At 60.1% G+C, this 26062-nt stretch carries 31 protein-coding genes; 4 read left to right on the forward strand and 27 right to left on the reverse strand.

The window, feature by feature from the left end:
* The first annotated feature begins 59 nt into the window (after positions 1-59).
* A complete protein-coding gene (locus B7P44_RS27440; protein WP_084909042.1) occupies positions 60-449 on the forward strand; it encodes a VOC family protein in 390 nt (129 codons plus the stop codon).
* 25 nt (positions 450-474) lie between these two features.
* Here B7P44_RS27440 and B7P44_RS27445 read toward each other — a convergent pair whose 3' ends face one another.
* A complete protein-coding gene (locus tag B7P44_RS27445; RefSeq protein ID WP_407924044.1) occupies positions 475-1059 on the reverse strand; it encodes a GNAT family N-acetyltransferase in 585 nt (194 codons plus the stop codon).
* 390 nt (positions 1060-1449) lie between these two features.
* Here B7P44_RS27445 and B7P44_RS27450 point away from each other — a divergent pair, with 390 nt between their 5' ends.
* Positions 1450-1875 (forward strand): hypothetical protein, encoded by a 426-nt coding sequence (locus tag B7P44_RS27450; RefSeq protein ID WP_133117933.1) that lies wholly within the window; start codon positions 1450-1452, stop codon positions 1873-1875.
* 233 nt (positions 1876-2108) lie between these two features.
* Positions 2109-2705 (forward strand): hypothetical protein, encoded by a 597-nt coding sequence (locus tag B7P44_RS36755; protein ID WP_133117932.1) that lies wholly within the window; start codon positions 2109-2111, stop codon positions 2703-2705.
* Positions 2706-2918: 213 nt separating this feature from the next.
* Here the strand turns inward: B7P44_RS36755 and B7P44_RS27455 are convergent, their stop codons facing one another.
* Positions 2919-3590 (reverse strand): SOS response-associated peptidase family protein, encoded by a 672-nt coding sequence (locus B7P44_RS27455; RefSeq protein ID WP_084909045.1) that lies wholly within the window; start codon positions 3588-3590, stop codon positions 2919-2921.
* Between the two features lie 77 nt (positions 3591-3667).
* On the opposite strand from B7P44_RS27455, the gene B7P44_RS27460 reads away from it, so the two are divergent.
* A complete protein-coding gene (locus tag B7P44_RS27460) occupies positions 3668-4135 on the forward strand; it encodes a hypothetical protein (protein ID WP_321970412.1) in 468 nt (155 codons plus the stop codon).
* Positions 4136-4172: 37 nt separating this feature from the next.
* Here the strand turns inward: B7P44_RS27460 and B7P44_RS27465 are convergent, their stop codons facing one another.
* From B7P44_RS27465 to B7P44_RS27580, 25 genes are all read right to left on the reverse strand, one after another.
* Positions 4173-4976: a hypothetical protein gene (locus B7P44_RS27465; protein ID WP_084909047.1), complete on the reverse strand. Its 804-nt coding sequence runs from the start codon at positions 4974-4976 to the stop codon at positions 4173-4175.
* Positions 4977-5032: 56 nt separating this feature from the next.
* Positions 5033-5524, reverse strand: a complete 492-nt coding sequence (locus B7P44_RS27470) for a DUF2514 family protein (protein ID WP_084909048.1) — start codon at positions 5522-5524, stop codon at positions 5033-5035.
* On the reverse strand, positions 5521-5940 hold the full coding sequence (locus B7P44_RS27475) for a lysozyme family protein (RefSeq protein ID WP_084909049.1): 420 nt from the start codon (positions 5938-5940) through the stop codon (positions 5521-5523). The genes B7P44_RS27470 and B7P44_RS27475 overlap by 4 nt, the downstream gene beginning before the upstream one ends.
* A gap of 2 nt (positions 5941-5942) precedes the next feature.
* On the reverse strand, positions 5943-6227 hold the full coding sequence (locus B7P44_RS27480; RefSeq protein WP_059616700.1) for a phage holin family protein: 285 nt from the start codon (positions 6225-6227) through the stop codon (positions 5943-5945).
* Positions 6228-6281: 54 nt separating this feature from the next.
* Positions 6282-7001, reverse strand: coding sequence for a hypothetical protein (locus B7P44_RS27485; RefSeq protein WP_084909050.1), 720 nt, complete (start codon positions 6999-7001; stop codon positions 6282-6284).
* Entirely contained in the window at positions 7001-7309 is a 309-nt protein-coding gene (locus B7P44_RS27490; protein WP_084909051.1) for a hypothetical protein, read from the reverse strand. The genes B7P44_RS27485 and B7P44_RS27490 overlap by 1 nt, the downstream gene beginning before the upstream one ends.
* Positions 7306-10617 (reverse strand): TipJ family phage tail tip protein, encoded by a 3312-nt coding sequence (locus B7P44_RS27495; protein ID WP_084909052.1) that lies wholly within the window; start codon positions 10615-10617, stop codon positions 7306-7308. The genes B7P44_RS27490 and B7P44_RS27495 overlap by 4 nt, the downstream gene beginning before the upstream one ends.
* Positions 10614-11195, reverse strand: coding sequence for a tail assembly protein (locus B7P44_RS27500; RefSeq protein WP_084910056.1), 582 nt, complete (start codon positions 11193-11195; stop codon positions 10614-10616). The genes B7P44_RS27495 and B7P44_RS27500 overlap by 4 nt, the downstream gene beginning before the upstream one ends.
* A 2-nt stretch (positions 11196-11197) precedes the next feature.
* On the reverse strand, positions 11198-11944 hold the full coding sequence (locus B7P44_RS27505; protein ID WP_084909053.1) for a C40 family peptidase: 747 nt from the start codon (positions 11942-11944) through the stop codon (positions 11198-11200).
* A gap of 48 nt (positions 11945-11992) precedes the next feature.
* Positions 11993-12676: a phage minor tail protein L gene (locus tag B7P44_RS27510; RefSeq protein WP_084909054.1), complete on the reverse strand. Its 684-nt coding sequence runs from the start codon at positions 12674-12676 to the stop codon at positions 11993-11995.
* Positions 12673-13812, reverse strand: coding sequence for a hypothetical protein (locus B7P44_RS36760; RefSeq protein WP_133117931.1), 1140 nt, complete (start codon positions 13810-13812; stop codon positions 12673-12675). Before B7P44_RS36760 ends, B7P44_RS27510 begins: the two co-directional genes overlap by 4 nt.
* Before the next feature lie 9 nt (positions 13813-13821).
* Positions 13822-14160, reverse strand: a complete 339-nt coding sequence (locus B7P44_RS27515; RefSeq protein WP_084909055.1) for a phage tail protein — start codon at positions 14158-14160, stop codon at positions 13822-13824.
* Entirely contained in the window at positions 14160-17684 is a 3525-nt protein-coding gene (locus B7P44_RS27520) for a phage tail tape measure protein (protein ID WP_084909056.1), read from the reverse strand. Before B7P44_RS27520 ends, B7P44_RS27515 begins: the two co-directional genes overlap by 1 nt.
* A 23-nt stretch (positions 17685-17707) precedes the next feature.
* On the reverse strand, positions 17708-18145 hold the full coding sequence (locus tag B7P44_RS27525) for an HK97-gp10 family putative phage morphogenesis protein (RefSeq protein ID WP_231716724.1): 438 nt from the start codon (positions 18143-18145) through the stop codon (positions 17708-17710).
* Positions 18117-18431: a phage tail assembly protein T gene (locus tag B7P44_RS27530; RefSeq protein ID WP_084909057.1), complete on the reverse strand. Its 315-nt coding sequence runs from the start codon at positions 18429-18431 to the stop codon at positions 18117-18119. The genes B7P44_RS27525 and B7P44_RS27530 overlap by 29 nt, the downstream gene beginning before the upstream one ends.
* A complete protein-coding gene (locus tag B7P44_RS27535; RefSeq protein WP_063894703.1) occupies positions 18428-18817 on the reverse strand; it encodes a hypothetical protein in 390 nt (129 codons plus the stop codon). The genes B7P44_RS27530 and B7P44_RS27535 overlap by 4 nt, the downstream gene beginning before the upstream one ends.
* A 77-nt stretch (positions 18818-18894) precedes the next feature.
* Entirely contained in the window at positions 18895-19335 is a 441-nt protein-coding gene (locus B7P44_RS27540) for a phage tail tube protein (protein ID WP_084909058.1), read from the reverse strand.
* Positions 19336-19340: 5 nt separating this feature from the next.
* Complete coding sequence (locus tag B7P44_RS27545; protein WP_231716725.1) at positions 19341-19691, reverse strand: DUF3168 domain-containing protein; 351 nt, start codon at positions 19689-19691, stop codon at positions 19341-19343.
* Positions 19684-20037, reverse strand: a complete 354-nt coding sequence (locus B7P44_RS27550; protein WP_084909059.1) for a phage head closure protein — start codon at positions 20035-20037, stop codon at positions 19684-19686. The genes B7P44_RS27545 and B7P44_RS27550 overlap by 8 nt, the downstream gene beginning before the upstream one ends.
* Positions 20038-20039: 2 nt before the next feature.
* On the reverse strand, positions 20040-20579 hold the full coding sequence (locus B7P44_RS27555) for a head-tail connector protein (RefSeq protein WP_084909060.1): 540 nt from the start codon (positions 20577-20579) through the stop codon (positions 20040-20042).
* Positions 20580-20591: 12 nt separating this feature from the next.
* On the reverse strand, positions 20592-20960 hold the full coding sequence (locus B7P44_RS27560; protein WP_133117930.1) for a hypothetical protein: 369 nt from the start codon (positions 20958-20960) through the stop codon (positions 20592-20594).
* A 59-nt stretch (positions 20961-21019) separates the two neighbouring features.
* A complete protein-coding gene (locus B7P44_RS27565; protein WP_084909062.1) occupies positions 21020-22300 on the reverse strand; it encodes a phage major capsid protein in 1281 nt (426 codons plus the stop codon).
* 66 nt (positions 22301-22366) lie between these two features.
* Entirely contained in the window at positions 22367-23143 is a 777-nt protein-coding gene (locus B7P44_RS27570; protein ID WP_084909063.1) for a head maturation protease, ClpP-related, read from the reverse strand.
* Entirely contained in the window at positions 23112-24386 is a 1275-nt protein-coding gene (locus B7P44_RS27575) for a phage portal protein (RefSeq protein ID WP_084909064.1), read from the reverse strand. Before B7P44_RS27575 ends, B7P44_RS27570 begins: the two co-directional genes overlap by 32 nt.
* Positions 24383-26026 carry a terminase large subunit gene (locus B7P44_RS27580; RefSeq protein WP_060363949.1) on the reverse strand — a complete coding sequence of 548 codons (1644 nt, stop codon included), beginning with the start codon at positions 26024-26026 and terminating at the stop codon, positions 24383-24385. Before B7P44_RS27580 ends, B7P44_RS27575 begins: the two co-directional genes overlap by 4 nt.
* Positions 26027-26062 lie beyond the last annotated feature (36 nt).

Raw genomic sequence — 26062 nt, forward strand, 5'->3', positions numbered from 1 at the left:
GCTGTGCGCCGACCGGCCGCCTATCATGGATAGCATCGTCAACCGCGTTATCCCCGCCCATGCAAGCCCATCTGCGCATCGCCCGCCCCGTCAGCGATCTCGCCACAACCGAGCGCATGTATTGCGATGCGTTCGGCCTCGCGGTACTCGCCCGGTTTCAGGACCACGACGGCTTCGACGGCGTGATGCTCGGGCGCGAAGGCATGGACTACCACTTCGAGTTCACGCACTGCCGAACGCACCCTGTCGCGCCGGCCCCGACACCCGAGGACCTGATCGCCTTCTATCTGCCGGACAGCGAAACCTGGAAGGCCGCATGCGCCTGCGCGACGGCGCACGGGTTCGTCCGCGTGACGGCGTTCAATCCGTATTGGGACGTGTCCGGCCAGACGTTCGAAGATCTCGACGGATACCGGATCGTCCTGCAAAACGCCGCGTGGCCTCGATAAGTCAACGCATCGATACGCGGGGCGATCAGCGGGAAGTCGCGTGCGGCCGCGCGACGTACACGACGTGCCGGCGCAACGGATGCCCGTCCGCAAGCGCCGGATGATCGAAATCCAGCATGGGTTGCCGCTGCATGCCGATACGCTGCATCAGCCGTTGCGACCGATGATTGGCATCCGCCGTCCACGCGAAGATATCGGTAAGCCCGATCCGCTGAAACCCGTCGGCCAGTGCGGCCGACGCCGCTTCGCTCATGTACCCGCGCCCCCACGCGGCACGCGCTTGCCGCCATGCGATCTCCACGCAAGGCGCCAACGGATGGCCGTCGCGGTTCTCCTGATGCAGGCCGCAGAGGCCGATCAAAACGCGGTCGACCTTGCGCTCGACCGCCAACAGGCCAAAACCGTGCGCGTCGAAATGCACGTCGAACCGGTCGATGTCGGCGCGCGCGTCTGCCACCGTCATGGGGCCGCGCGCGAGCCACGCCGTCACCTCGGCATCGGCGTGCATCGCCGCAAATGCGTCGGCATCATCCGGCCGCCACCGGCGCAGCGTCAGGCGTTCCGTTGCAATTTCCAATGAAGCGCTCATTCGTTGCCCTGATTGCTTCATCGACCGCACCGCCACCGCGAAACGTTGCGCACGCGACCATCTCGCCACGCGTCACCGTCGGCATGACGCCTGAAAAAAGCCGGACGAACCGGCTTCGATTGAGTACCGTGACGATCGGAAACCCCGCATCGAGATGGAGGCCTCGGCGACACGCCGATACGCGTCACTCGTTTTCCTCGAAGTAGTGACTTCACCTTACTCCACAAGCCGAGAACCATAAACCTACGCCACAACCTACGCTCATAATTTTCGTGAATAGCGGTCGCCGCCCCTTCTAAGACGCTCGTTGCACCGCACCGCGACCGGTCCCGGGGCACAAGAGCCGTTTGCTATGCCCGCTTTATACTACGGTAAAAATCAAAGCCGGGGATATCCATGCTAAGAGTCATCATGATCAGCCTTGCCGCTTGCGCGCTGTCCGACGCCGCCATTGCGGAAACCATCAAGCTCGCATGCAAATTCACCGAGACTGTCAGCTTTTCGTCCGGCAACGAGGAGAAGCATAGCGGCAGGATTGTCCTACAGATCGACACGGAGAACGGGGCAACGATGATCAGCGGGACTGGCGCAGACTTAAGCATCGCCGTTTCGACACTCAAGGTCGGACCGATTGTGGACCTCGTAGACGACAGCGACAAAGGAAAATGGGATATCACGAATAAGACGACCTCCGCAGATCAGTCCACGTGGCTCACTCAGCTTGTGATCGACAGGAATACCGGTGACTTCAACTATTACAGGTCCAAAGAAGGTGGCATTTCCATCATCGCGACTGGGGCATGCGAGAAGATAAAACTGTCGGCTCGGAAATTCTAAACCGAAACCGAGCGATGATCCGAGGCGATTTTTTGACATGTGCAGTGTGAAGGCAGCGATCGCCCCCACTCAGACGTTCATATCACACGATCAACGACCGGCTCATAATCGATGACGGACGTCGGATCAACGCCCGATCGCGAATGCGAACTTGCCGGCGAGGAACACATTGTTCCATCCGGCATTCAGTGCTTGTATTCTTGAACATTGCTGAATAAATCGGAGAGAAAGGCATGGCGGGTATAAAACTGATTGCGGCACGCAAAGAAATTGCACTTGCGAGGAAGGCGCTTGATGGACTGAAGGCGGCGTCCAGCCCCGACGAAGAAGAGACACACTGGAAGGAGTTTATTGGTCGCCTCACTCGTTTCTGGAACAAGACTGAATCCGCCTTGAAAGGTGATCCCAAGTTCTTCAATTCGCCACACGTGAAGCGCGTAAAGACCGCTTTAAAGTCCGATGAGTTAGTTCGATACCTTTCCCAGGCTCGTCATGCGGACGAACATCGACATGAAGAAACGACTGGCGTCATGCCAGGCGGTTTCGAGAACGTCGCGACTAGCGACGCCAGAATGCGTGTGCGCAACCCGAAAATCACGATAAACGGTGTCACGATGGAAGTGCCTCCACCACCGGGCTATCAGAGAAGGACCGTAAGGGCCGAACTTCGTCTGAAGGCGGTTAAAAATCGCGACCAGACCTATGATGTGCCGCGCACACATGCGGGCCAAGATATCACGCTGGCATCAGTCCAAACCTACGCAGAATTGGGGTTGGCGTTTTATGAATCCGTTCTGGACGGTCTTGAGAAAGACGGATGGGACGCGTGACGTTGCACGTAGCCGAAGTGCCGCGCGGCAATTCGATAGTTCCTGACCGCGCTATCGAGATGGCCGCTTCGAGTCCGAAAACGGTCATCCGACTTTAAAGCGCAAGTGGCCGCTCATGGCCCATTCCTGTCGGGGGGACCAGAGACCACCGCACCAAGCCTTACCCAGCAAGGCATCCTGTCGAATTTGGCGTAATTTTGGCGTAGCGCCGATTCACTTGGGGCCGGCCGCCATCTCGTCGGCCGGGTACAGCTGCAGCATCGCACGGGCGGCTTCAACGTTCGACGTCGTCAGCCACTCCTCCCAGTCATCAGGGCGCAGGATCACGACCGCCCGCTTTTCGTCGCTCGGCTTGTGCATCTGGGAAAAGATCGGATGCCCCTCTCCGTTCACGGTAATCATCGCCATCGTGTGATGGTCGGTCCCGTCCGGATTCTTCAGCGTACGCCAAATTCCGGCGACGCACATAGGCCGCCAGTCGGCCAGGCCGATGCGGTGCCATACATTTTTCCCGGTCTCATAACAGGGTTCGTAGATCCACTCCGCGACGATCAGGCAACGTCGGCCGGCGCGCCATGACGGGCCGTACAGCGGCGACTTCCCGAGGTTGTCGTCGCGCACGTTCATCGTGGTTCGCATGATCGGCAGCTTCCGGCCCTCTTCCTTCGCTTTCTCGATGCTGGCGTTCTGCAGAGCGCGCGGCCAGAAACCGAACCCGGCCGCCAATGGCATCAACCTCCCGTCGACGTTTGCGACGATCGGCGCTAGATAGTCCTGGTAGATTTCGGGTTTCCACGGGAACCGGCGGTATAGGTCGCTGAACGGCTCAATCCGTAGCTCGCGGAGCTCGAAGTCCTCATGCGGCGCCCGGTAGTTCGTGCACATATCCCGCCCCCATTTTTGAGACTTGACGGGGATAGCTTATCGCGAAATATACTGTGTTTTTATACAGTGTTTCAACCGTGATCAAACCTCAGTGGGCTTACATCTGGGAGTACAAACCCGCTGGTAGCGCGGAGTGGACGCGCACGCCTATCGAGCTTACGGAACGCGAACTCGAATGGTGGCTCGATGATGTATTAGGCGCCTTCGACATGCCGACGACCAGGCCGATCGAAAGCACACGAGTCGACCGGAACCGCGTACCTCTCCGGGATCGACGCATCAAGCTCAAGCCTGTGATGCCGGAGTTTGACGCTCCGACAGATGCAGAGCTGCGCGCGCTGTGGCGCGACTACACGGACCTTCAGGTGCGATGGCTGATCCTCGAAATCCTCGCCCTTCGGAAATCGCTCGAGCACCTCCAGGCATGGTTCGACTACGTCGACAAAAACGTCGACGACAAGGGGGCGCTCAGCGGCGGTCAGGGAGAATTTCAGCGCTTGCGTCATCTCCTACGCGCCGAGAAGAGGCGCGCAGGGATGATCTAATCGTAACGGCTGGCCGGGAACGTACTTCCCTCCTCGGCTAGATGCCCTTGCACCCTTCCGGATGATTTTCCGGATGGGCGCGGCAGTCATTCACGTACTCATTGACCGCCTTGTAGCTTGCGACGATCGGAGTGACAACGGCGTCCAAATGGGCATCGAGAGTGGCCTGGTCAGGAGTGCGGCAGTCAACACCCATATGCTCCTTGCTAGGGGCGTCCCACAAGCCCATCAGGTAGCCGTTTCCGGGGACGCTGTTCAGGGTATCGATCAAGCCGTCGGCCGCCGTTTCTCCGGGGGGAAGCTCGCACGTCCGAATCGGGATGACTTTACGAAGGCTTTTCCCTTCAAGGTACAGCCGATTCTGAAAGACAAGCAAATCCTTCCTGAACTGTTCCAGCGCCGCGACCTGAGCAGGGTCGTTACGCCCGGTTCGCATATCGTCGAGCTGGAAATTGACGACGACCCACTCCGACATGACGGCCGGGACCTGTGCTTTCCGCATCTCGTCCTCCGTCGGACCAATGCCGTTATTGACCGACATGACGATCTGATGCAGCGACGTACCGTCGACCACACCCGGATAAACGGTAATCCCGGTGCCGGCAGCCGTGAATTTCTTCTGAAGGGCATCCACCGTCGCCTGCCCGTCAGACGGCGCTTGAGACGCGCCGTCCATCTGCGCCATACGTGACGTCTTCTGCTGCGTCACAAGCGGCACTCCGGAAAACGTCAGCTTCACGGCGAACTTACTGGGCGCTGCCGGCGCGGCCCCGTCGTCGCCACCGCATGCGGAAAGAGAGATACAAAGCGGGAATGTCAGTGCTGCAAGGATTTTTTTCATTTTCTGTCTCAGGCGCTAGTTGATATCTTTCACTTCGTGGTCGCGAATTTTACAAATTAATTTCTTGTCGCGGTAGCTTCTGCCGTCAGCGCCTCGTAGTCTCTTTGACATTGCTGGCCGGCGATGCCGCGCTCGTCAGCGATTCTTGCCAGCTCGCCCGCTCGCGCGTCAATGCGGCCGAGCACGTCGGCGAGCAGATCGAGGGCGTCGCTGGCTGGCGCGCCTCCGGTCGTAGCAGCTGGATGGCGGGCGCCTGCGACAAGCGCGGCGACTTGCTTGCGCAGGCCGTCAGCAGCAGAAGCAGCAGCAGCAGCATCAGCGCGCGCCTGATCGCGGTCTTTCGCAGCATGTTCAGCGTTCTCCTGTTGCGCCGCGGTGCGGCGTTGTTCTTCGGCGCGCGCGTCACTCACGGCCTTGATCTGGTCTTTTTGAGCGTCGACCGTTGTGACAAGCACGCCGTCGGCGTGCCCCTTGAAGTAACCGCCAGCCAGGCCGGCGACGGCCGCAACGATGACGGCGAGCCAGATACGCGGATCGATCCAGGTCATGTACCGCTCCGCATCATCGCGGCAAGGCGCGTCGCGCGCGCGCCCACCTGCCGAGCCCACAGGCTGTCTAGCATTTCAGCGGCCGCCGTGTTCCAATCGCGACGTTGCGCGGCCGCAAGGAAATTGCGAAACCCGAGCAGCTTCGCCTGCATGTTGAACGCCATGTTCATCATCACGCGCTGGCGCACGGGGTCGAGGGAACGCCACCATGGCAGGCTGCGATCGAGCCACGCCTCGGTTTCCGCGATGTCGTTCTGGTACATCAGATCGATCTCGTTGTCGCGAAAGCCCTTGTCCGTCAGGTTGCGGCCGATGCCGCCCGACACCTTGCCGACCGTGTCGGTATAGATCCGATTGCGCCGGTCCTCGTCGCGAGTCAGTTCAACCTTTAGGATCGCTGCGTCGTAGTTGCCCATAATCACTTCTCCCCGAACAGTCTCTTCGCGTTCCGACGCAACAGCACCTCGACGTACTGCGATCCGACGATGCCAAGCGCACTTCCGATGCCGAGCAGCGCCATCGGCGGCAGATCCGGGATCTGCAGGAGCGCAATGCCGGCGACCATTGAAGTTGCCGAACCCAACATTGCCCGACCGGCAACGAGTCGAAACGTCAGTTGCTCGCTGCCGACCAGGACCTTGGCGATGCCAATCAGTCCACCCATGATGACCAGCTCCAGAATCGTTTTTTCGTGTTCTTGCATTACTGCTCCCAGATTCCTTACCCCGTAAAAAAAAAGCCACCCGAAGGTGGCTCACTACACAATTCCCGTTCCATCCAGCACCATGAAGCGGGAGTGGTATTGCTCCCTGAATCCGACGTAGTTCGGCGCCCTTCCCCCGCCGTAAAGCGTCGTCCCCCAAGATACGTTCCCTCCATCAACTCGAATCGATGTGAGCTCAACTTTCGGTGGATCGTTGTAGCTCCACGCCTTATGTACCGAGTAAATGGCAGAAATGAGAACCGGCACGCCGTACGATTTCGCGTGCCACGGTGGATTCGGCGCACCCTCAACTGTCCATCCGGCATCGCCGATGTACTTTTCATAGATGACATCGAGCACGCGCAGAAACGGCCTCGATGAATCAGCAATGAGTGCCCCGCTCTCGTTAAACACCTGCAGCCCAAAATTCCCGCTCGCCGGCGGCACCTGATCGAAGAGGAAGAGACGCACGGTGCACGGCCGCTCGGTGACGAACGTGAGCGAATAGACATTGCCGTTGCGATCGGTGCTCCAATGCGTGATCCCTACGCCACCCGACGCGTGCACTCCGTACATTGGCCCTGCCTGGGCCGCGAACGTGAACGTCACACTCGGGAGAGTTATTCCGAACGCGATATGGGCATCGTTATATGCAAGATGCAAACCCCGGTCAGCCGAATCCGCCGACATCGCCTGCACCAACTGATAGTTCGGCGTCGATCCGTCAATCTGGTAAATGCCAGTATCGGTGAATGCCTGAAAACCTGCCGTCACTAGTACACTCCAAAAACGATCCAGCCCGGCACGCGGGTATAGGCATTCGACCCGGCATAGTTTGGGCTGTAGGACCAGCTGACTCCACCGGCATTTATCGCGACAATCGGGGAAGGCTCGGCACCCGACACGCGGTAAAAAATCCGCTCCGGCATAAAGGCCCAGAACGGCTCACCGCCGGACATATTTGCGGTAACACTCCCATCCGCTCCGCCGGTATGGACGATGCCAACCACGCGTCCTGCACGCGATTTCGCGTCAAGGATGAGACGGCCCGCGCCGTCGAAAATCTGCAGTCCGGCCATCATCCTTCCCATACCCCCCATCGCACTCGAATCTGCCCGTTCGCGTCATACGTACGCCCGCCGTTACTATCGACAACCGTTCGATTGCCACGTCCGTCCGTCGAGTTGATCTCGAACCAACCGCTCTTGTCGATCCGCCAACCCTGTCTCCCGGGGATGTAGTTGTCCGACTGGATGTAGCTGCCGATCATCGCGTTCGTGATCCAGCCTGCGCCGATGAGCGCCTGGCGCAAGAACACCTGTCCGCCCTGGACCACGAAAGGCACGCCGAGTACTCCGCCGTTGTTCGGATCGATGACTGCAAATCGGCTCGCCGACACCAGCACCTGAGATTCGACAACCCCACTGCTGTTGTCGACGCCGATACCGATTCCGGCTACATACGTCCGGCCATCAGACGTAATTTGCGTCTTGATCTGGTAGGACGCCGCAACACGCCCATTCAAATTCGCGTACGACTGCGCGACCGTCTGTACAGCTGCCGCGTTCTCGTCGGCCTTGGCCTGTACGGTTGTGATCTCCTGCGCCATCGCACTGTCGGCGTCCACGCGCGCATGTGTCTCCCGCTGCACCGCCGCAGTCAACGTGCCCGACGCGGATTGCAATTTGGCCGCAACGGTATCGACTTTCTTTGCCACCGCCATATCGCCTTCGGCGATCGCCGACTGCAACGACCACACTCCTGCATGCATCGTTTCGTCGCCGGCATAGATATCCGCGTCACCGGCCATCGGCGGCGTAATCGACTCGATCGGTTCAAGCAGGTCTTGCCCAAGCGCGCCCTTGGTGATTTGCCCACGAAAATACTCTTCGTAAGCGCTCTCATCGGTGCTCGGTTGCCCTTGAATTCCCGGTCCCTTTGATGGATACCACGGGCCGATATTGCCCGACGTGTCGACGAGCCGTGCCCAGAAATAGAACACCTGCCCGACAGCGAGTCCCTGATACGACGTCGATGCCTGCGGATACGCGAAGTCCGACATCTTGATTGCGTCGTCACGACTCGGCGTGCGGCTGTACCAGGTCTCAGTGCGCTGCGTGTCGCCAGCGGAGCCGTCACCCGGAAACGTCCATTTCAGGTCTATCCCGTACACCACACCGGTAGCCTTGAGCGATGTGACCGCCGGCGGCGGACTCGTCTTTCCTGTCAGGATTGTGTCGACGCCGTAGGCAGGAATCGACGTAATGTTGAGCGCGTTTTGTGCCCGGACGCGGGCCAAGTACGCTCCCTGATAGATCCCCGGAACCTCGACCTGCAGGCCGCCCGTCGCGGCAACGCTCACCCATTCGCCGTTGTCCTTCCGCCATTCCGGAAGGTAGCTGACCGACTTGTCGGCGGCATCCCATGCGATCACCATGATCGTTTTCGAAATGCCCTGATCGACAACGGAGTACGTCGACAAGCGCACATTCGCGGGCGGCGGCTGCACGGACGGCGGAACGATCGTAATCGGGCGTTGCTGAATTTGCGCACCATCGTCGATCGCCGCGTATTTCCCCGGCTCGTGCTGTGTGGCGTTGATCGTGTAGGCGATCTGTCCGTCATCGTCGCTTTCCTGAACACTGACGACACGATAGAGCTGCGCCACCAGTTCGCTGGACTCGATCATCCACACCGCGCCCGGCACGGGATCGGCATCGAAGCGCGAAACCAGCGTGAGCGTGTCGCCATCCACGGACTTCACATCTCGCGCCTGCGCCACTCCGGACGGAAGGATCGCGGTGAATCGGTCGCCCGGCGCTACCGTCGGGGCCTTGTCGAGCACGATCTTTTCGCCGGTCGCCGATCGGATGCGGCCGCCAATTCTGCGGCCGGCTTTCCGCGGATCGGCGATCGCGATGACCTGCCCCGGAGCACAAAGCGTTCCGTCGAGGCCGACCTGGAATGACACAGTGCCGGTTTCGTACCGAGACGTCAGCAAAAGCCAGCGCCCGAGCCGGTGCGCCTGGGCTTGCGACGTGCAACCGAACGCCGTTACCTGCGTTTTGACCACGCCATATCGCGCGATTCCGTCCTCGTCCGGCACATACTCGACTGCCTGCTTGTACTGGTTCGCCGGATCGTTGTAGCTGACGAGCGCCACCGTATAACGCGTTTTCCGCTCGCTGCCGACGTATTTGAAAGCGCCACCGATCACGTTGGCCGCGGTGTACAGGTAGACCGGATCGGACGGCATGTCCGCCGAGGCCACGACGACGCCCGGGCCCCAGTACGCGATACCGCGAAACACGCCGGCCAAGTCCTGCAGGACCTTGAATGCATCGGCCGCTGTCTGTATCACGCAGTTGCAGGTAAAGCGCGGTTCGCTTCCTCCCTTCCCATCGGGCACCATGACATCGCAATATCGCGCGATCTCGTACAGCCCCCACTTGTCGACCATCGATGCGTCGACCTGCTTGCCGAGCCCGTAGCGATCATTCAGTAGCAGGTCATAAAACACCCACGCAGGATTGTTCGACCACGCCATCTTGAACGTGCCATCCCACGTCCCCGAATACGAGCGCGTCTCCGGGTCATAGTTCGACGGCACGCGGATAATCAGCCCCCTTACGCGATACGATCGAGTCGGCACCTGCGAAAATGATCGCGCATCGAAAGTCATCCCGACGAGCGCCGTCATCGGATAGCGCAGCTTGCGATCGATGACTTCGGTAATCGCCTCGATGTTGACCGTGTCGGCGACCGTCGAACTATGCCTGTTCGGCGTGATTCGCCGCACCCGGACAAGCCATCCGGTCTTCGCCCGCGGCAGTTCGATCCGGTGCGCACGCTCATAGAGCGACGTCGTCTTGCCGTCGAATGCACCGGTCAGCACCTGCGCGTACGATCCACCATCGACCGACAGGTCAATCGCATATTCAATGCGGTAGCCAGTGATATTCCCGGTCGACGTATCCGAACGCTGAAGCGCGGGCACGCCGAAACGGATTCGGACTGCAGTGAGCTGCGTGTTCTGGATCTGCCGGACCCACGGCGCATCCGACGTCAGCGGCACACCAACTGCAGCTTCGCGCTCGACCGCCGGAAACCCGGGCAAATGGTCCTGGTCCTGCGTGCCGGTGCGAACGTCGACGCTGTAATTCTGGAAGTTGATCGAGCCGTCCGCGTTTTGGATCGGCGTGCCGTCGAGATACACCGACTGCATGCCGTTGACCAGTCCGACGATGTGCCCCTCAGAAATGACGTCCAGCACCTTCGCACGAGCAACGGAATGAAGGCTGTCCGGGGATTCGCTCCCACCGCCACCTCCACCGCCGCCCTTGGAACCGCTCAGTCGCATCGGGCCGGTTTCTGCGTACAGCCTTCTCATACCTGATCTTCCGCGAAAATTCCCGAACTGACGACTTTCGAACCGACGATCATCTCGCCATACACCAGCGGCACCGGTTCGCCTTGTGCCGCACTGTTCACGGGGCCGTTGAAGTAATACGACGTGCCGTTATTGGCCGCGCCAGCGAGCCCGACCTGCTGCGGACTGAGCATCTGTACGATGCCGCCCAGCGCCATCGACGCGCCCAATCCCATCAGTTGCGCGCCCCACGGTTGCCCATAGAACGAGGCAATGGCGCCGACCGCCATCAGCGCTGCTCCGAAAATGGTCTGGAACAGCCCGCCGCTCTTGCTCCCGATGATCATCGGCGCGATTCGGATCTCGTCGTCACCTACCGGACCATTCAGCTCGTCTTCAGCGAGATTGCGCCGCCCATTGAATACAGCGAATGTCAGGCCGTCGTCGCGAGCGCGCGTCAGGAACGCCCCAAACCCCGGGATCAGCACGGAAAGAGCGCGCACGGCCTCTCCCGCCGATGACACGGCGAGCCGATGAATCCGTCCGAATCTCGCCCCCAGAACGCCATACAGCTTGATCGTTCGCAGCTTCTCGCTCACCACTACCTCCCCACGTAACGCAGCACCGTCGTACAGCAGTCCCGCCACATCGATCCCCAAACCGCTCGACACGACAGCCGCCCGTACATGTGATGCAGGAACATCCCGTCGCCCAGATACACGCCCGAATGATTCGGCACGCCGTTCTTGCTTCGAACCTGCATGAGCAGCACGTCGCCGACTTCGAGGTTCACGCTCGGCCCCACGTCGAGAAACCCGGCGTCCTGACAGTGCGCGATATAGAGGTTCGAGTGACCGTCGTCCCACCAGCCATCTGTGCGCTCGAAATCCGGCAATACGATTCCGCGCTCGGCCAGATACCAGTCGCGTACCAGCGCGTAGCAATCCAGCACGCCATGCACGTACTCCCGACCGAACAGGGGGGCGACATAGCCGCTCGGACCAAACTCGCACCAGTCGTCAATGCCGATCGATCCATCGCCCTGCACACCGAGCGACACGATGATCCACGCGGGTATGCCGACGCGCTCGCACTTCACGCGGTCGTCCATGCTCGGCTGTGCCGATGCGCCGGGATGCGAATGCACGAGCGCGATGATCTCCCCGGCCTCTTCCGCCTCGGCATAGTCTTCCGGCGCGAGCGCGAAATGCTCCTTCGGCGCCGACGCGACATTCCGGCAACGCAGGTATGCGTCGCCCGTCGCCGACCGCACGATCAGCCCGCAGCACTCGCGCGGATACTCGGCGAGCGCATGATCTGCAACCGCTTGCTTGATTCGTTCGTCCATAAAAAAACCCGCCGATTGGCGGGTCCATGAAGTGAGTGAAATCGGGTGTTACGACAGCGTGTCGCACAGGAAACCGCCGTACGGCAACGGATTGTTCACGCCGAATCGGCACTCGCATCCGCTGATCTTCTGGCTGCATCGGTCGAGCGCCGGGTCGCTTACCGGATTGTCGTTCTTGTCGAAGTAGGCGGAGCCGGCGTACCCGCAATTTGGGCCGCGGTATTCCGACTGGCACGTCGATACGATCTGTCGTTTCGGGAGCTGCTGGCCGCCGAAATCGAGCGGTGACGAAAGGGTGAATTCGACCTGCTGCCCCGGCTGCTCGTCGCTTTTCTGCTCAATACGCCACTGCTCGACCGGAAACTGCTCGTTTGGATCCGCAGACGGATTTCCCCCGGGGAAATTCGCGGCGTCAAGATACTGTGCCAACGTCCGACGCCGGAACACCTTTGCGCCGACCAGGTCCCCAAGCGCCACACAGAGCGCAGAAATCGTTCCGTTGATGTCACCGACCGTGAGTGTTGGCGACGGCTGCCGAGCATCCGACGTGCGTTCGAATCCTGCAGCAGCGATGGGCCATGCGCGGTACTTCTCGCCTTGCCAAACGATCGTGGCAGACTGCAGATGCCCGTGGAAGCGCAGAACATCACCGCCGATTTCCAAGCAATTCACCTCAAACCCTTCGAAGATCCGACCCGGCTCGAGGGACTGAATATCGCTGTTGATGCTCATGCTCGTATTCCGTACAGGCGGAATACCCCTTTGCCAGGAGCCGCCCCGTTCCCCAGGACTAATCTGACTCCATCAACAGGCATCCCAACCCCGCCGACATAGGCGCCACCGCCCCAGTACATCGCCATGCCGGAGCCGTTGTTTCCAACCGCCTCCCAAGTGACACGGCGATATGCGACCAATCCCATCGGATTGTATATTCTGATACGCCCGGACGATCCAAACGGATACCCTCCCGCTTGGCCGTTATATATTTGAAATGCCACTCCCCCGGAGGCACTACTAGGCGGTATTGCCATTTGCGCGAGTGAGTTCATAAACGACCATGCAAATTGATAATTTGGTGACGCGTCGTACCCATTGAACGATCCCCCTACGTGCACTTGCATCCACAATTGATCCGAACCGCTCACGACATTGTTTGGATGCACCACATCCTCCCACTCGACCTCGTAATTCTTAAATTCATCCGAAAACAAATAAACGAATTCCGGGGTTGTCTTCCCGTCGCAAACAATCTTTCCAAGAAGAACATGGCTTACGCCAAGATTCCCGCGCGCAATCGCCTTGTTTTCAAGTGATTTAAGGTTGTCGTGCGCCACCAGTGGATCGGCCAAATTTCCGGAATCCCAGACGGTCGCTCCATTGACTGAAGGTCGCTGAGCGAAATTGGCAGATCCCCCGACGTTCAAATTTCCGACTACCGATTCGTTATCGCCGGCAGCACGCCCACGCAACAGCACTCGCCACGTGTGAACACCGTCCGTGTCTACGAGCGCTGACTCACCGGCGCTCAACCCGGTCAGCGCCAGCGCATCACCGGAGTTATCGTCAACGGCTAGCGCGACGCGCTTCACCCCAACGTTCACGAGCAATACAACCGAATCAGGCAGGCAAGTTGATGCGCGCTTCAGCTTGATGAAGCCGCCGTCTGTCAGGAAACTCAAATTCACTCGCTTCCCGATGTGGTCGTCGGTCAGCACTTGAGATGCCGCAATGAGCGGTGCCGACGTGAGTGCAGCCTGCGCATTCAGCACATCTACGTTGGCATTTGCCTTGATATGTGCAACGCGGCTGCTATCTCCATCAGCCCCCTTCGGGGCCGTGCCAAGCAAAATTTTCTGGAGCCAACCCATAACCTTCCCTCACGGTGCAAACGTCTCTTCAAACTGCGCCGTCATCGTGTACACGTCGCCATCCTTCGCCGGCTCGGTGTACTTCTCACATACAAACAGCCCCTGCGGCCGGAGCGGCGGCGTCCAATAGAACGAAGTCGCCCCGGCATGCGCGTCGAGGAACGCGGAGATCGCGGCAATCTTGTCCGCCCTCCCCACGAACCGCAGGTTGTATGTCGATTGCCGATTGTTCAGTCCGTCGGCCGCACGCTGCGTGTACCCATCGCCAAACGGGGCTTTACGTACACGTAGCGTCGTGTCGCCACCGAAGCCCTGAACGGTCGGCGACCAGATAAATGTGTCGGTCATCACCCGATCCTGTTTCTGAGTTTCCAGAGCGATCCGCCTTGACGACTCTCGGCCGCGATCAACCCCTGCACCATCTGCGTGAGCCGCTTCACGAATTCAGCACTCGCCATGGCCTGCGATGCGTCGCCCGAACCGCCCTCGATCGTCACCGGAATATTCAGCGACATACTGCCGCCCTGCTGATTGAAGGTAGATGCAGAGGCAGAGCCTACTGCGCCGCCAGTAGCGAAATGCGCCGCTGAATGCACTGCGCGCCCGCTATTGATCGCATCGAGCGCCGGGACGCCAATCTGCTGCACGGCGGATTCCTTGATGACGTATTCGCCGTTCGACAGCATCGCCGGGATCGAGTCGGATGTTCCCGTGCCCGGGCCACGAATTGCGCCGCCGTCTGCGTGAAAGCCGAACACATTTCCGCCAGCAATTCCAGAAGTTGAACCTGCGACGCTTCCCGCGATCGTGTCACCACCAATCCCGGTCAGCGCACTCGTCCCGCCCGCTGCACCACCAAAGAATGACGAAACCGCACCGATCGCGAAGTTGAACAGCCCCGACACAGCTGCACGCGCCTGCATACGCGCGATGTCCGCAATGATCGATGTAGCCAGAGACTTGAAATCTAGCTTCCCGGTCTCGCAGAATTTAGCGAACGCGTCAGACATTCCGTTCGTCGCGTTGTTGACGATGCTCGCCGTTTGCTGGAACACGTTTTGTTGCTGATCAACGTAGTCTGCCCATCCCTGTTTCAGCCCGAGCACCCAATCGCCCTGCTTCTCTTTCAACGCCGCGTAGTAAGCGTCATAGTCAGCAAGCGACTGTTGCAGCCCAGCCTGAATTTTCGCCAGCGCCGCCTGGTGCTCAGTTCCGCCGATCAACTCGGGGGCCGTCTCTTTGTTCAGCCTCTCGGTTTCGCGCTGGTATTGCTTGTAAATCGCCTTCTGCGCCTCGACGCGTTGCTGCTGTTCCTTGCCCATGCCGAGCGCACCAAGCTGGCGGTCGTACTGCTCGCGGTTGCTTTGCTGGTAGCTGGCGATATCCGCATCAAGCTGCGCCGACCGCTCTTTCACTTTGTTGAGCTTTTCCTGCGACTGCACCTCGCGCTCTTTGGCAACGGCAGCGTCGAGACTCGCCATGACCGCAGCTTTGTTGAGCAAAAGCGCCTTTTCATCGGCTGTCCGCTTGCCCTCCGACTTCGCTTGGATGCCTGCAATCTGCTGCTCGAATTCAGCACGCTTCTTCGCCCACTCCCCAAGCTTCTCCTGCGTTTTGAGTTGCAGCTCGAGCGCCGCAGTTGCCTTTTCAGCGTCGATGATCATCCGCTGCGAGGCGTCATTCGTTACGGCTTTCTCGTGCTTTGGTTTCGGTGTCTTCGGGTCCTTAAAATCGTGCTCGGCGGCTGCGATCGTCGCATCGCGAAGCTCCTGTGCGGCCTTCAGATTCGATGCGTAATCGGGCGAGGTCTTATCGAGTGCTGCGCTACGGGTCTTGAACGTAGCATTCGCGTCATCGATTTTCTTCTTGCGCTTCGCAGCGTTATCGGCAACCCGGAACGATTCGTTCGTCGCGGCAATGTGGTCGAGTGCCGCCTGGTCGCGCTCAGCTTTCTGTTGCGCTGCTCTCTGCGCCTTCCCCGCCTCTTCCTGATGCTTGGCCAGGTCCGCTTTCATCGCAGCCAAGCGCTCTTCCTGAGCTTTCTGGCCGGGCCACTTGTACCCGCTCTTGCTTTGCCCCGCCCACTCGGTGTTGATCTTCTTCTGCAGATCATCGATGTCTTTCTGGAGCTTCTTGCCAACCTCTTCGACGGTATCCGTCTTGCCCCAATCGACCATCGCACGCCAAAAACCGTTGGCCTGCTCTTTGACCCACTTCCACGCCTGCCCCAGATAGCCGAGCTGCGTCGTCTGCGACGTGATGCTCGCGTCCATCGCATCCATCGCGACTTTCAGCGCGCCCGCCTTGTCGCCGTGATCCTGCATCGCCTTGATCTGATCGTATTGCGCGATCGTCAAGAAATGCATCGTCTCGTTGAGCTTTGCCGCACCCTTGGTCGGGTCTTCGAACATCGGCTGCATCAGCGATGTGACTTTGTCGGCGGACTCACCCGAGACGCGAGCAAAGTCCATGACTGCACGGCCCGCCGACTCCATAGCCGCACCGCCAACCTGGCCGGTTTTTACGAGCGCCGTGAGCACGTCAATTGCTGCGCCTTCGCCGCCTTTCAGCGAGGACAGCGACTGCGCCGTCACGTTGATCTGGCCTGCCGTAACGCCCGCATAGCCGCCAGACAGCGCGAGCGCTGAGTTGAGCTTTTTTGTTTCGTCGTGCGCTACATACATCGCAGCGCCGACCGCAACCAGACCGCCGATTACCGCGGCGACGCCGATCGTGACAGGATTGAATAGCCCGACCAAATACGAGCCCATGCCTTTGGCGGCTTCCTTAATCCCGCCAAACATATCCTTGATCTGCCCGCCCTGTTGCAGCATCACCGTCAAGGGGTTCGCGCCACCCTGCAACTGCACAACGATATCGGTGAATTGCGCCGGCATCATCCGCATAGCAGCTGCACGTTGCGCATCGCTAATCCCGCCGTTGGGATTCGCCCCGCCACCAGCGCCGCCAAGCGCTTGCTGACGCGCGCGTGCCGCTGCATCAGCTACCGCCTGTTGATCTGCGATCTGCCTGGACGCCGCTGCCTGAGACGCAGCCTGTTGCGCAGCCGATGACGATGCGGCCGCCGCAGCGATCGCCGCCTGAGCGCGTTGCGCGGCGGATGCAGCCGCTTGTTGAGCGGAAGCCTGCTGAGCCGCGGTGCCCGTTGCCAGCGCTCGCTGCAGATCCGCGTTTGCCTTGGCCGCTGCTGACTTCGCAAACTCGGCAGCACGTGCGTCTGCAACCTCTTTTGCTTTCGCCGCGTCAAGAGCGGCCGCATCGTTCGCCGCATTCAATCGCATCTGAGCCGACGCAGCTTGAGCATCAGCGGCCTGTTGAGCGGCCGCTGCAGCAGCCGATGCCCGCAGCAGCTGATCACGTTGCGCGCCCGTCGCGACCTGAGCCTGCGCCGCCAGATCAGCAGCAGCAGTCTGCTGCGCCAGCGAGTTTGCTTGCGCCGCCGTCAGTTCCCGTTGCGCCGACATTTGAGCAGCAGCCGACGCCTGAGCAGCTGCAGCCTGCGCCTGCATTGCTTCGCGCGCAGCCTTGGCCTGAGCAATCAGCGGTGCCGCGCTATCTGCAACACCAAGCTGGGCAGCGCGCAGCTGCAGCATCTGCTCGCTCGTCATCCCGGCTGTTGCGGCCTGCTGGACGAGCGATTCCATGAACGACTTAACCGAGCGCTGCGCTCGCACCGTTTCGGCAGCCCCGTTTCGCGTCGCTTCTTCAAGCCCCTTCTGCGACGCGATCGCTTTTTGCCCCGCAAGATCGACCGCAACCGAGAATTTTTCCCAGCTATTCTGCGCCCGCTCGAGGGCAGTCGAAACGCCATCAGCGTTGACTGTGATGTTGTATTGCGTTCCGTTCGCCATCCTCTATTCCTCGTGCTGCCGCACTACGTAATCACGCCGGCCTTGCGCAATTCTTCCTCGATTACGTTATCGATTCGCGTATTCACCAGTCCGTGCGTCGCCTCAATTGCAGGGCGAAAAAACGGGCGCGCTGCCATCTGGCTGGTACCGTATTCGTAGAAGCGCAAGTAATACGCGTCCTTCGCAAACGTCACCATGTAAGTCGCCATCTTCCCGCCAACAGACTTTTCCTCGTTGAAAGCTACGATGATGTTGTCGGCGCCGAAACCAATCGGGAATTTCTGCGGCCCTTGATGGTGAGGCAGGGGGCCGCGAGGGGCGTGAAACTTCGCCTCTTCTTTCACGACTGTCGCACCGGCAGCCGCCGCTTTACGCAAAGTTGATTCGCCAAACGCCCTACCCATGCCGTTTAGCAATTGGCGAAAGCCATCTTTATTCTGATATTCGATCTTGAGGGACACGTTTCAACCTCGAACCAAATAGCGCACCGATTTCCAACACGTATTCGTCGGTGTCTTCGATCACTCGCGGCTCTTCTCTCGGCTGTTCCATCCATCCGAAAATATCCGCTGGACCGAATGCATCCGGACGCGTCTCTGTGTCACGGTTGACGTTGTAAATCGCCGCCGCCACGTTGCCCATCCGCAAATCGTCCATCTGCGGGCCGAACCGCTCGATCTGCGAATAGGCCATCCACTCTGTGAATTCAGCGCTGCTCACCTCTTGCTGGCAGCGCCGCACGCTCATTCCGAGCTCGCGGGCGAGCCGGAACCAGAAGAGGCGTTCGTGGCGGCTTCGGAGTTTTTTTCTTCGGCCTCCACTGCACCAGCACCGATCTTGTTGATTCGCATCGCAACGTCAACCAGTCGGCCCAACACTTCCGGGTTTTTGCGCGCGATCGCCACGAGATCGGATTCGCTGAAGATCGGCGCGCCACTCTCGTCAACGAGCGTGCCGGCCAGCATGAGCGCGTGGAATTCAGACACCTTGCGCGGCTCGGAAAGTGCATCCATCAACTTTTCGCGTGCCGATCCGCCCATGACGCCCACGCGAACCTTACCGCCCCACTCAGGAACAGGGACCACTTCCGAGTCGAGGTCGCGCGCGGCAAGGATCATTTCACGGGTAAGCATTTTGTAGTCCTCTTAAATCTATTGGCGGCACGCAATTCGAATCGCGCCTCAGATTGTCTATATTTGGCGATCAGGTGTTACGGGCCGACCGTTTCGATCACGTCACCGCTGATCGTCAGCTTGATGGTCGCTGTCGCTGCCGCATCCACGCCCAGCGACTGGCCGAAGCTGGCGACGAAGGCCTTGAACGTGTGAATCGTTTTGTTGCCGTCGTTGAACTCGATTTTGAAAGTGCGAGTCTCCTGCGTACCCTGCATCTTTTTGACGGCGACCTGGCCCGGGTCCTTGAAGTTTCGGTTGACCTCGAGTTGGCAATCGCCATTGTCCTGCAGACCCTGCATCTTCTCTTTCGCGGTCGAATCGAGGTCGGAGATATCGATCACGTTGGCGGCCCCATCAAATCCGCCAATCGATTTCACGCCTTTAATCTGAGTCCATACCGGCGCATCGCCAGTCGGAACCGCCTGCGAATCAACAGAAATCCTGGACTTCTGCGCGTTAAACGCAATGCTTGCCATATGGCTTACTCCCTATACCAAATTGAAAAATCGAGACGACGGCCGTACATCTTCGTCCCGGCCTCGTACTCGGAGACAGGCGCGCCAATCGGAATTCCACCGGCAGCCATCATCGCCCTGCGCACCGCCTGCATTACCGTCACCGATTCGCCCTTGATCGGACTCCACACGGCAATCTGCATGCGGCAGTTTTGTAGGTCGTCCGACTCGTTTTCGAGCGTAGAAATCGCTTTCCCGCCGACCGCCTGATAGACGACATACGGCGCGATCGCCCCGGCAGGAGCCACGTCCGGATATACCTTGATCGGCGAGAGTTCGGCCAGTGCCGCTGTCGTGAATGTTTCTGCACTAGCCACGATCAACCCCCAGACACACCAAATCGGTGTGCTTCCGCTTGGCGTGATCGACCAGCACCGCATCGACCTTGAATTGCGCGACGTCTACCGGCTGGCCGTTGACGTGTGCAACCAACGTCACGCGCATGCCTTCGTGTAGGTCGGTGCGGTAGCGAACTCGGATCGACACCTTCGTTTCGCCAACCTCCGCACTTCCGCTGATCGTTGCCAATCCGGACTTTTGCGCGATCGACGCCCAGACTGTGCCGAGCGATTTCCACGCGGGCACAGCCTGGCCGTACTCGTCCTGCGCATCAGGATCGAGGCGATCGATACGGACACGTCTGTTGAGTTTTCCGGTTCGCATAGCTAGATCGAATAAATCCGCACACCGTCGAGCAGCCCGTCGACAAAGCGTCCCGGAATTTCATATGTCTGGACGCTATCGACAGCAGACCGGTTATCGTAGATCGCGCCAACCTGCAGCAACATCCACTCGACCACGCTCTCCGGCACCGAATCTGCGGTGAAAGCCCCGCACTTGAACCGTACGACCACCTCGCGGGCTGCCGGCGCTTGCGCGACGAGTTTCAGAAAGCTCGAGCCGGCGACGAAATACGACATCGGTTCGAGCAGCTGCTCGACGCCGCCGTCGTCGACGTATTTAACCGATTCAACCCCGGTGACGTCGCACCACAAATACATGCGGCGATCGAATTTCTCGAATCGCTTTTCGCATGTCTGCGGCAACAGCGGCCGCCCAAGCTCGTGCTCGGCACGTCGACGCGCGGAACGGATCGCACGCTGGATCAGCGAATCCTCCGGCCCCATATCGGCCCTCAGATGTTCGCAAGCATCCGCCAGCGAGATCGCCTCGGCATCCGGCGGGACAACCACATTCGCGGCCATTCCTACCCCCGATCAGCGACGGAGTGCGCGCGCAAAGACCACGGACGCGGGTTGGTCGCACACCTGGCCGGCCCGCGTCGCGATCTGCGCCTCGACTTCGGGCAGATCGACGACGTCATTCGGCATGCCATAGACACACTTCACCAGGACGCGCACCGGAACTACCGCCTCGACATCGACGTCTTGCTGCGAATCGTTCGGCAATGCGTCCGCGGGCGCGAGATCGAGCACGGGAGACTCGATGGTCACCTGCGCATCCACCACCGGCGGCGATGCCACTACAGCCGGCACCCCTGCATCCCGTGCTGGCGACGTTGCCTGCGCCGGTTTCTTGCTTGCCGCGCGGGGCGGCACATCTCCAAGCAATCCATTCGGATCCATAACTCGACACTCCGTTTATTTAGAAATGAGGGGCAGCATGCCGCCCCGCCGACCGGCAATTACGCTGCAGCGCCGTTCTGGTATGCCTTCACTGCCCCGCCGACGTCGATCAGGTTGCCGCCCTGGCGGTTGAACGCGACGAAGCCGATTTGACCGTTCAGGATGAAATTCGAATCGGCCATGCGGAACAGCGTCAGGTCCATCACGCGGCGAATCAGATATTTCGACAGGTCGCCGAACAGGATCGATTTCGCGCCGGCCGCCATCGTCGGCATTTCCTGCGAGATCGTCACCGGACGATTGAGCACACGGTCGGGTGCGCCGCCCGGGTTGCCTTGCTCGTAGCCGGGCACGAAGATCGGGCGCCCCTGTGCGTCCTTGATCTTCCGCACCACTTTCAGGGAATCGTCGTGCATCATCCAGCCGACGGCCTGCCCGGCGCGATAGGCCGGATCGACGCTATGCTCGAGATCGACGAAATCGTCGTAGCCGACCGTTGCGTTCGTACCAGCGGCGCCGACCTTGCCGACCTTGGACGCGGTTACGGCACCGGTCGGCTGGTTCACACCCGTGCCGACCGTGTAGTGGCGCGACGTGATCCGGCCGATACGCAATGCCAGCAGGCCGTTGATGTAACCCTCGATGTCGAACATGCTGTCTTGGAGCAGCTCGAACGGCACCGCGATCTTCTTCGACGAGTACTTGAACACGTCCATCGAGAGGTTCTGGAACTGCGTATCGCCAGCCGAGACCGGTGCGTTCTGGCCGACGATTTCGCCCTCTTCGGTGGTCGCATCGGCTGCCGGGAAGTTCATCGACGCCCCGGTGCTGCTGGTAAATTGCGACGCGACGGTCAGAATCCCCCCGAACTGCTTGAGCGCTTGCGTCAGCTGCGAGTAATACTCGGTCGCCACGGTATAACCGCCCTCCGCAGGCGTCGTCGTCGACATCGCATTTTGCGGCGCCACGCGCATCGCATTTTGAATGTCCGGGTTCAGACGAGTGCGCATGCGCTGGATGTCTTCCGGCGCCATTGCCGAGATGCCGCCCGTCAGGTACGCGCGCATGGCACGCGATTCTTCGCTTTGGCCACCATTCTTCACATGTTGGCCGGCGTAGTCGGTCGTGTCGCCATTGAGCGCGTTCGCTGCAACCTGGGCGATCAGCGCTTCATGCCGTTTCACCTCGGCTGTGATGCGTTCGATCTCGGCCATGCCTTCGTCGTACGCTTTTTGCTGATCAGCACCCCACTTGTCGCCCTGGTGGTTGTCCATCAGCGCGCTGAGATTTTTCGCGGTCGCGTCGCGACGCTCCCGCAGTTCCTTGAGATTGACGGCCATATCGTTTCCTGTAGGAAATAAAAAAGCCGCCCTGTAAAGGCGGCCTGGATTGAGACGCGGGAAGTGTCAGAGGTACGAACTCAGTTCGAGACGCCTGCGCAGCGCGGAGACATCCACTACTTCACGCTGCTGCGGAGCCGGCGGTTCCGGTTTCGGATTCGGCGCCGGATTCGGCGGTTGAGGCTTCGGCGCGGGCTCGGTTCGAGCCTTCGGGTGATTCGCGTATGCCGATAGATTCCAGCGGCTCGAATTCTCCGGCCCATCCGCGCCGGCAAGCTCATCAGCGAAACCGAACTCGACGGCCTCATCAGCAGAGAACCAAGTTTCTGCCTCCATCCACGCAATAATGTCCTCATCGGATTGCCCCGTTTTCTTCGCATACGATGCGACGAGCGACGCGTCGACCTTGTCGAGCAATTCAGCCGTCGCGCGCAGATCGTCACCAGTTCCCCACGCCAGGCACGAGCCACGATGGATCATGAACATCGACCCTTCGGCCATAATCACTTTCTCGCACGCGATCGCGAGAAAAGTTGCAGCGCTCGCCGCGTAGCCGTCGACATGCGCGATGATGTCCGATGCATGCTCGCGGATCGCCTGCGCCATCGCGCGCGCCTCGAAAACGTCGCCGCCCGGCGAGTTGATGCGCAAGTGGATGGTCGGCGCACTGATCGCAGCAAGCTGCTGGACAAACGACGCAGCAGAGATTCCTCCCCACCAGTCATCCGCAGCGATCACGTCGTACAGATAGACTGTCGCGTCACCATTCGCATCGTTGCGGACCTCAAACTTACGAGGCGCCGCACGGTTGTCATTCAGCAGCTTGAGTAGCTGGTTCTGCATTCTTTGCCCCGTTGAAAAGAGTGTCGCCGTCCGCGACCGGAGGGAGGTTTTCCGCCCTCCGCACTTCGTTTTTCGACATCCAACCCGGTTCGCCGGCCCGGCCGAGCGCCGATCGATACGCGTCGTATCGCGATTTCGTATCGCCCCGCAACAACGGCGTCGCGTCGTAGGCAACCTTCGATTTCCCGCGAACCGCCGTTTTCCGATTGAATTCCTGCTCGATCTTCGTCATGTGACGGCCGAGCGTGTACCGAACGAATCCGGTGCCGAGTTGCTCCAGCCCGTTACCGAAACTGGTTTGCTTTTCCAGCTGGCCGACCATGTACGGCGGCACACCGAAGATGCGGGCAACCTCTTCGACCGACAGTTTTTCGCGCTCCAGCAATTGCGCGTCCGCCGCGGTCATACTGATCTGCGACACCTTCAATCCACCACCGATTACAACCGGCGCATTGGAATTGTCGAGGCCGCTGTATCGCTCGCGCCATTGCTCGCGAATCAAATCGACCTGATCGCGGTCGACCTTCGCATCCGTCGACAACACGATGTCAGGCCGCAGGCCGTCCGTCAGGATGTTCTCGGCAACTTCGTTCGACGCGAGCGCCGTGCTGACCGGCTGTCGCAATACGTGCTGGATCTGCGACATGCCGCGCAGGCCGTCGAACCCCGGGCCGGGCACGTGAATCATGTCGTCCTGGTCCACCGTCTCCGTCGTGCCGTCGACGTTGACGATTTGATAAATCAGGCGATCGTCGTGAAGCATCGGCGAGACGTTGAGCGGGTGAAGAGGCTCAATCGACTCAATCTGAGCAGAGAAAATCGACGGTCGATGCAGACGCATGTACAGATTTCCGCGAAGCAGCAACGCCTGTGCTGAAAATTCCCACGCGAGCGCCGCCGACCACCGCGGATGCATCTCTTCGTTCAACATGTGCCACATGTCGCCACGCACCGGCGTCGACAGATCACCGTTGACGGTATAGGTCTGCAACACAAGCTGGCCGAGCGCCCCGCCGATCAAGCTCACGCACGCGTACACGGCACCGATTGCCATCGCACTGCGCTCGCTCACCGACCGGCCTCGCGGCAATCCGCCCGCTAGCCACCCGTACCCCTCCGTTCCAGCGACCATTTCCGAGATCGGGATCGACTTCCCCGTCGACGCCTGCACCTCGCGTTCAGCCTGACGCTTCGCACGCCATTCATTTAGGATCGACGACCCTGCGTTATTCGGGATGCTCATATCACAATAATTTCCGGCGTCGGGTCCGGCTGGTGAACAAGCGCGCGCGTCATTGCCATACAGGTCGCAACGATCGGATCGATGCGGCCCTCAGACGTTTTCTTGTTCGGCCGAATGTTTTCGTTCGTGTCGAGAAGCAGCGACACATTGCTTGCGCACCACCGATAGACCGGGTTCGCGTTATGACGAAAGCGGTTGCTGTATACAAGTCGCTCGAGCAGCTTTGATCCGGGCGTCAACCCGCTGAAGTTCTGCGGCACCTGAACCATCGGCACGTCGTCTTCCATCAGCTCGTTTGCCAGATGCGTCGCGTTCCATACGTCAAACGCAACCTCCTGCACGTCGAATACACTGCATGCAGCCTTGATCGTCTTGCGCACGGCGGCATAGTCGAGCACGTTGCCTTCCGTTACCGTCAACCAGCCCGCGTCTTTCCACTTCGCGTATGGCGCCGCGTCGCTATGCGACTGTTCGTCGACCTTCGCCTGCGGGCAGAAGATCCACACGAGCACAAACCATTCGCCGCTATCGAGATCGTCGGGCGGAAACACGAGCGCGAACGATGTCAGGTCGCGCGTGCTCGAGAGGTCGAGGCCGCCGAAGCACGTCCGACCACGCAGCTCGCGCGGATCGAACGGCACACCACCGAGATCCCAGATACGAATATCGAACCAGCTCATCGCACCGTTAACCCAGATATTCAGGTCTTTGGTGAGATAGTTCGCCTTCGCGCTCGGTAGCGTCGCAGCCTTGGTCGCCTGAGCCACCATATATTCGTGCGTCTTGGCGCTCCCCAGGCTTGGGTTTGCCTTGCGCCAGACAGCCGGATCGAACGGATCGTCGCCGTCGTCGAGCGTGAAAATCACGCCGAAAAACGTATCGTCGACGATGTCTCCGCGCAAAATCTGCACGAGATAGCTGCGGATCTCCGTACAGATACCGTCGAGGATGTAACCGGCCGTCGTAATCGCGCCGATCAACGGCTGCTCCCGGGCACCGAGCGCAGACTCCATCACATCCCACACTTCACGCGTGCGATGCGCGTGCAGCTCGTCAACCACGATCGCGCTCGGATTCAGCCCGTCAAGCGATTCGGCGTTCGCCGGCAGCGGCTTGAATACACCTCCGCCGGCCGCGATGCGCTCCTGGTTTGTGCCGTCGTAAATCTTGACCGACCGCGAAAACCGCGGCGAGCGCTTCGCCCGCCGCTTGTAATTTTCGAGCGCTGGCTTGAACACGCTCATTGCCTGCTCGCGCGTCGTCGCGATCGTGTAAACCTCGGCCCCGATCTCCCGATCCATCAGGAACAAGTAGTCGGCTTCGCCCGCCTTCCACGTCGACTTGCCGTTCTTCCGCGCAACCTCTTCGTAGCTCGTGCGAAAGCGGCGCAACCCTGAACTACGGCGACGCCACCCCATTCGAACGGCAGTCGAGAACAACTGCCATGCGTCGAGCTTGAGCGGAGTCCGCGCCAATTTCCCCTTGATGTGTTGAAACTGCGTCTCGATCCAGTCGATGCAGTGCCATGCATGCGACGGACTGAAAACATAGCCGCGCGATGGCGCGTCGATCAAATCCTCGTAATGCCGAAGCACCGCGAGAAATTCGAATTCGCCCGCGACGATCTCGCCGCGCAGCATCGGCAGGCCGTATTCAACGTCCCACCGTTCAAGCGC

The sequence above is a fragment of the Burkholderia ubonensis subsp. mesacidophila genome (assembly GCF_002097715.1).
In the GTDB taxonomy this organism is placed as follows: domain Bacteria; phylum Pseudomonadota; class Gammaproteobacteria; order Burkholderiales; family Burkholderiaceae; genus Burkholderia; species Burkholderia mesacidophila.

Bases quoted from the DNA above. Each gene is read 5' to 3' on its own strand.
- B7P44_RS27440 (WP_084909042.1), top strand. From the start codon at position 60: ATGCAAGCCCATCTGCGCATCGCCCGCCCCGTCAGCGATCTCGCCACA.
- B7P44_RS27445 (WP_407924044.1), bottom strand. From the start codon at position 1,059: ATGAAGCAATCAGGGCAACGAATGAGCGCTTCATTGGAAATTGCAACG.
- B7P44_RS27450 (WP_133117933.1), top strand. From the start codon at position 1,450: ATGATCAGCCTTGCCGCTTGCGCGCTGTCCGACGCCGCCATTGCGGAA.
- B7P44_RS36755 (WP_133117932.1), top strand. From the start codon at position 2,109: ATGGCGGGTATAAAACTGATTGCGGCACGCAAAGAAATTGCACTTGCG.
- B7P44_RS27455 (WP_084909045.1), bottom strand. From the start codon at position 3,590: ATGTGCACGAACTACCGGGCGCCGCATGAGGACTTCGAGCTCCGCGAG.
- B7P44_RS27465 (WP_084909047.1), bottom strand. From the start codon at position 4,976: ATGAAAAAAATCCTTGCAGCACTGACATTCCCGCTTTGTATCTCTCTT.
- B7P44_RS27470 (WP_084909048.1), bottom strand. From the start codon at position 5,524: ATGACCTGGATCGATCCGCGTATCTGGCTCGCCGTCATCGTTGCGGCC.
- B7P44_RS27475 (WP_084909049.1), bottom strand. From the start codon at position 5,940: ATGGGCAACTACGACGCAGCGATCCTAAAGGTTGAACTGACTCGCGAC.
- B7P44_RS27480 (WP_059616700.1), bottom strand. From the start codon at position 6,227: ATGCAAGAACACGAAAAAACGATTCTGGAGCTGGTCATCATGGGTGGA.
- B7P44_RS27490 (WP_084909051.1), bottom strand. From the start codon at position 7,309: ATGATGGCCGGACTGCAGATTTTCGACGGCGCGGGCCGTCTCATCCTT.
- B7P44_RS27495 (WP_084909052.1), bottom strand. From the start codon at position 10,617: ATGAGAAGGCTGTACGCAGAAACCGGCCCGATGCGACTGAGCGGTTCC.
- B7P44_RS27505 (WP_084909053.1), bottom strand. From the start codon at position 11,944: ATGGACGAACGAATCAAGCAAGCGGTTGCAGATCATGCGCTCGCCGAG.
- B7P44_RS27510 (WP_084909054.1), bottom strand. From the start codon at position 12,676: ATGAGCATCAACAGCGATATTCAGTCCCTCGAGCCGGGTCGGATCTTC.
- B7P44_RS36760 (WP_133117931.1), bottom strand. From the start codon at position 13,812: ATGGGTTGGCTCCAGAAAATTTTGCTTGGCACGGCCCCGAAGGGGGCT.
- B7P44_RS27515 (WP_084909055.1), bottom strand. From the start codon at position 14,160: ATGACCGACACATTTATCTGGTCGCCGACCGTTCAGGGCTTCGGTGGC.
- B7P44_RS27520 (WP_084909056.1), bottom strand. From the start codon at position 17,684: ATGGCGAACGGAACGCAATACAACATCACAGTCAACGCTGATGGCGTT.
- B7P44_RS27530 (WP_084909057.1), bottom strand. From the start codon at position 18,431: ATGAGCGTGCGGCGCTGCCAGCAAGAGGTGAGCAGCGCTGAATTCACA.
- B7P44_RS27535 (WP_063894703.1), bottom strand. From the start codon at position 18,817: ATGCTTACCCGTGAAATGATCCTTGCCGCGCGCGACCTCGACTCGGAA.
- B7P44_RS27540 (WP_084909058.1), bottom strand. From the start codon at position 19,335: ATGGCAAGCATTGCGTTTAACGCGCAGAAGTCCAGGATTTCTGTTGAT.
- B7P44_RS27550 (WP_084909059.1), bottom strand. From the start codon at position 20,037: ATGCGAACCGGAAAACTCAACAGACGTGTCCGTATCGATCGCCTCGAT.
- B7P44_RS27555 (WP_084909060.1), bottom strand. From the start codon at position 20,579: ATGGCCGCGAATGTGGTTGTCCCGCCGGATGCCGAGGCGATCTCGCTG.
- B7P44_RS27560 (WP_133117930.1), bottom strand. From the start codon at position 20,960: ATGGATCCGAATGGATTGCTTGGAGATGTGCCGCCCCGCGCGGCAAGC.
- B7P44_RS27565 (WP_084909062.1), bottom strand. From the start codon at position 22,300: ATGGCCGTCAATCTCAAGGAACTGCGGGAGCGTCGCGACGCGACCGCG.
- B7P44_RS27570 (WP_084909063.1), bottom strand. From the start codon at position 23,143: ATGCAGAACCAGCTACTCAAGCTGCTGAATGACAACCGTGCGGCGCCT.
- B7P44_RS27575 (WP_084909064.1), bottom strand. From the start codon at position 24,386: ATGAGCATCCCGAATAACGCAGGGTCGTCGATCCTAAATGAATGGCGT.
- B7P44_RS27580 (WP_060363949.1), bottom strand. From the start codon at position 26,026: ATGCTGCGCGGCGAGATCGTCGCGGGCGAATTCGAATTTCTCGCGGTG.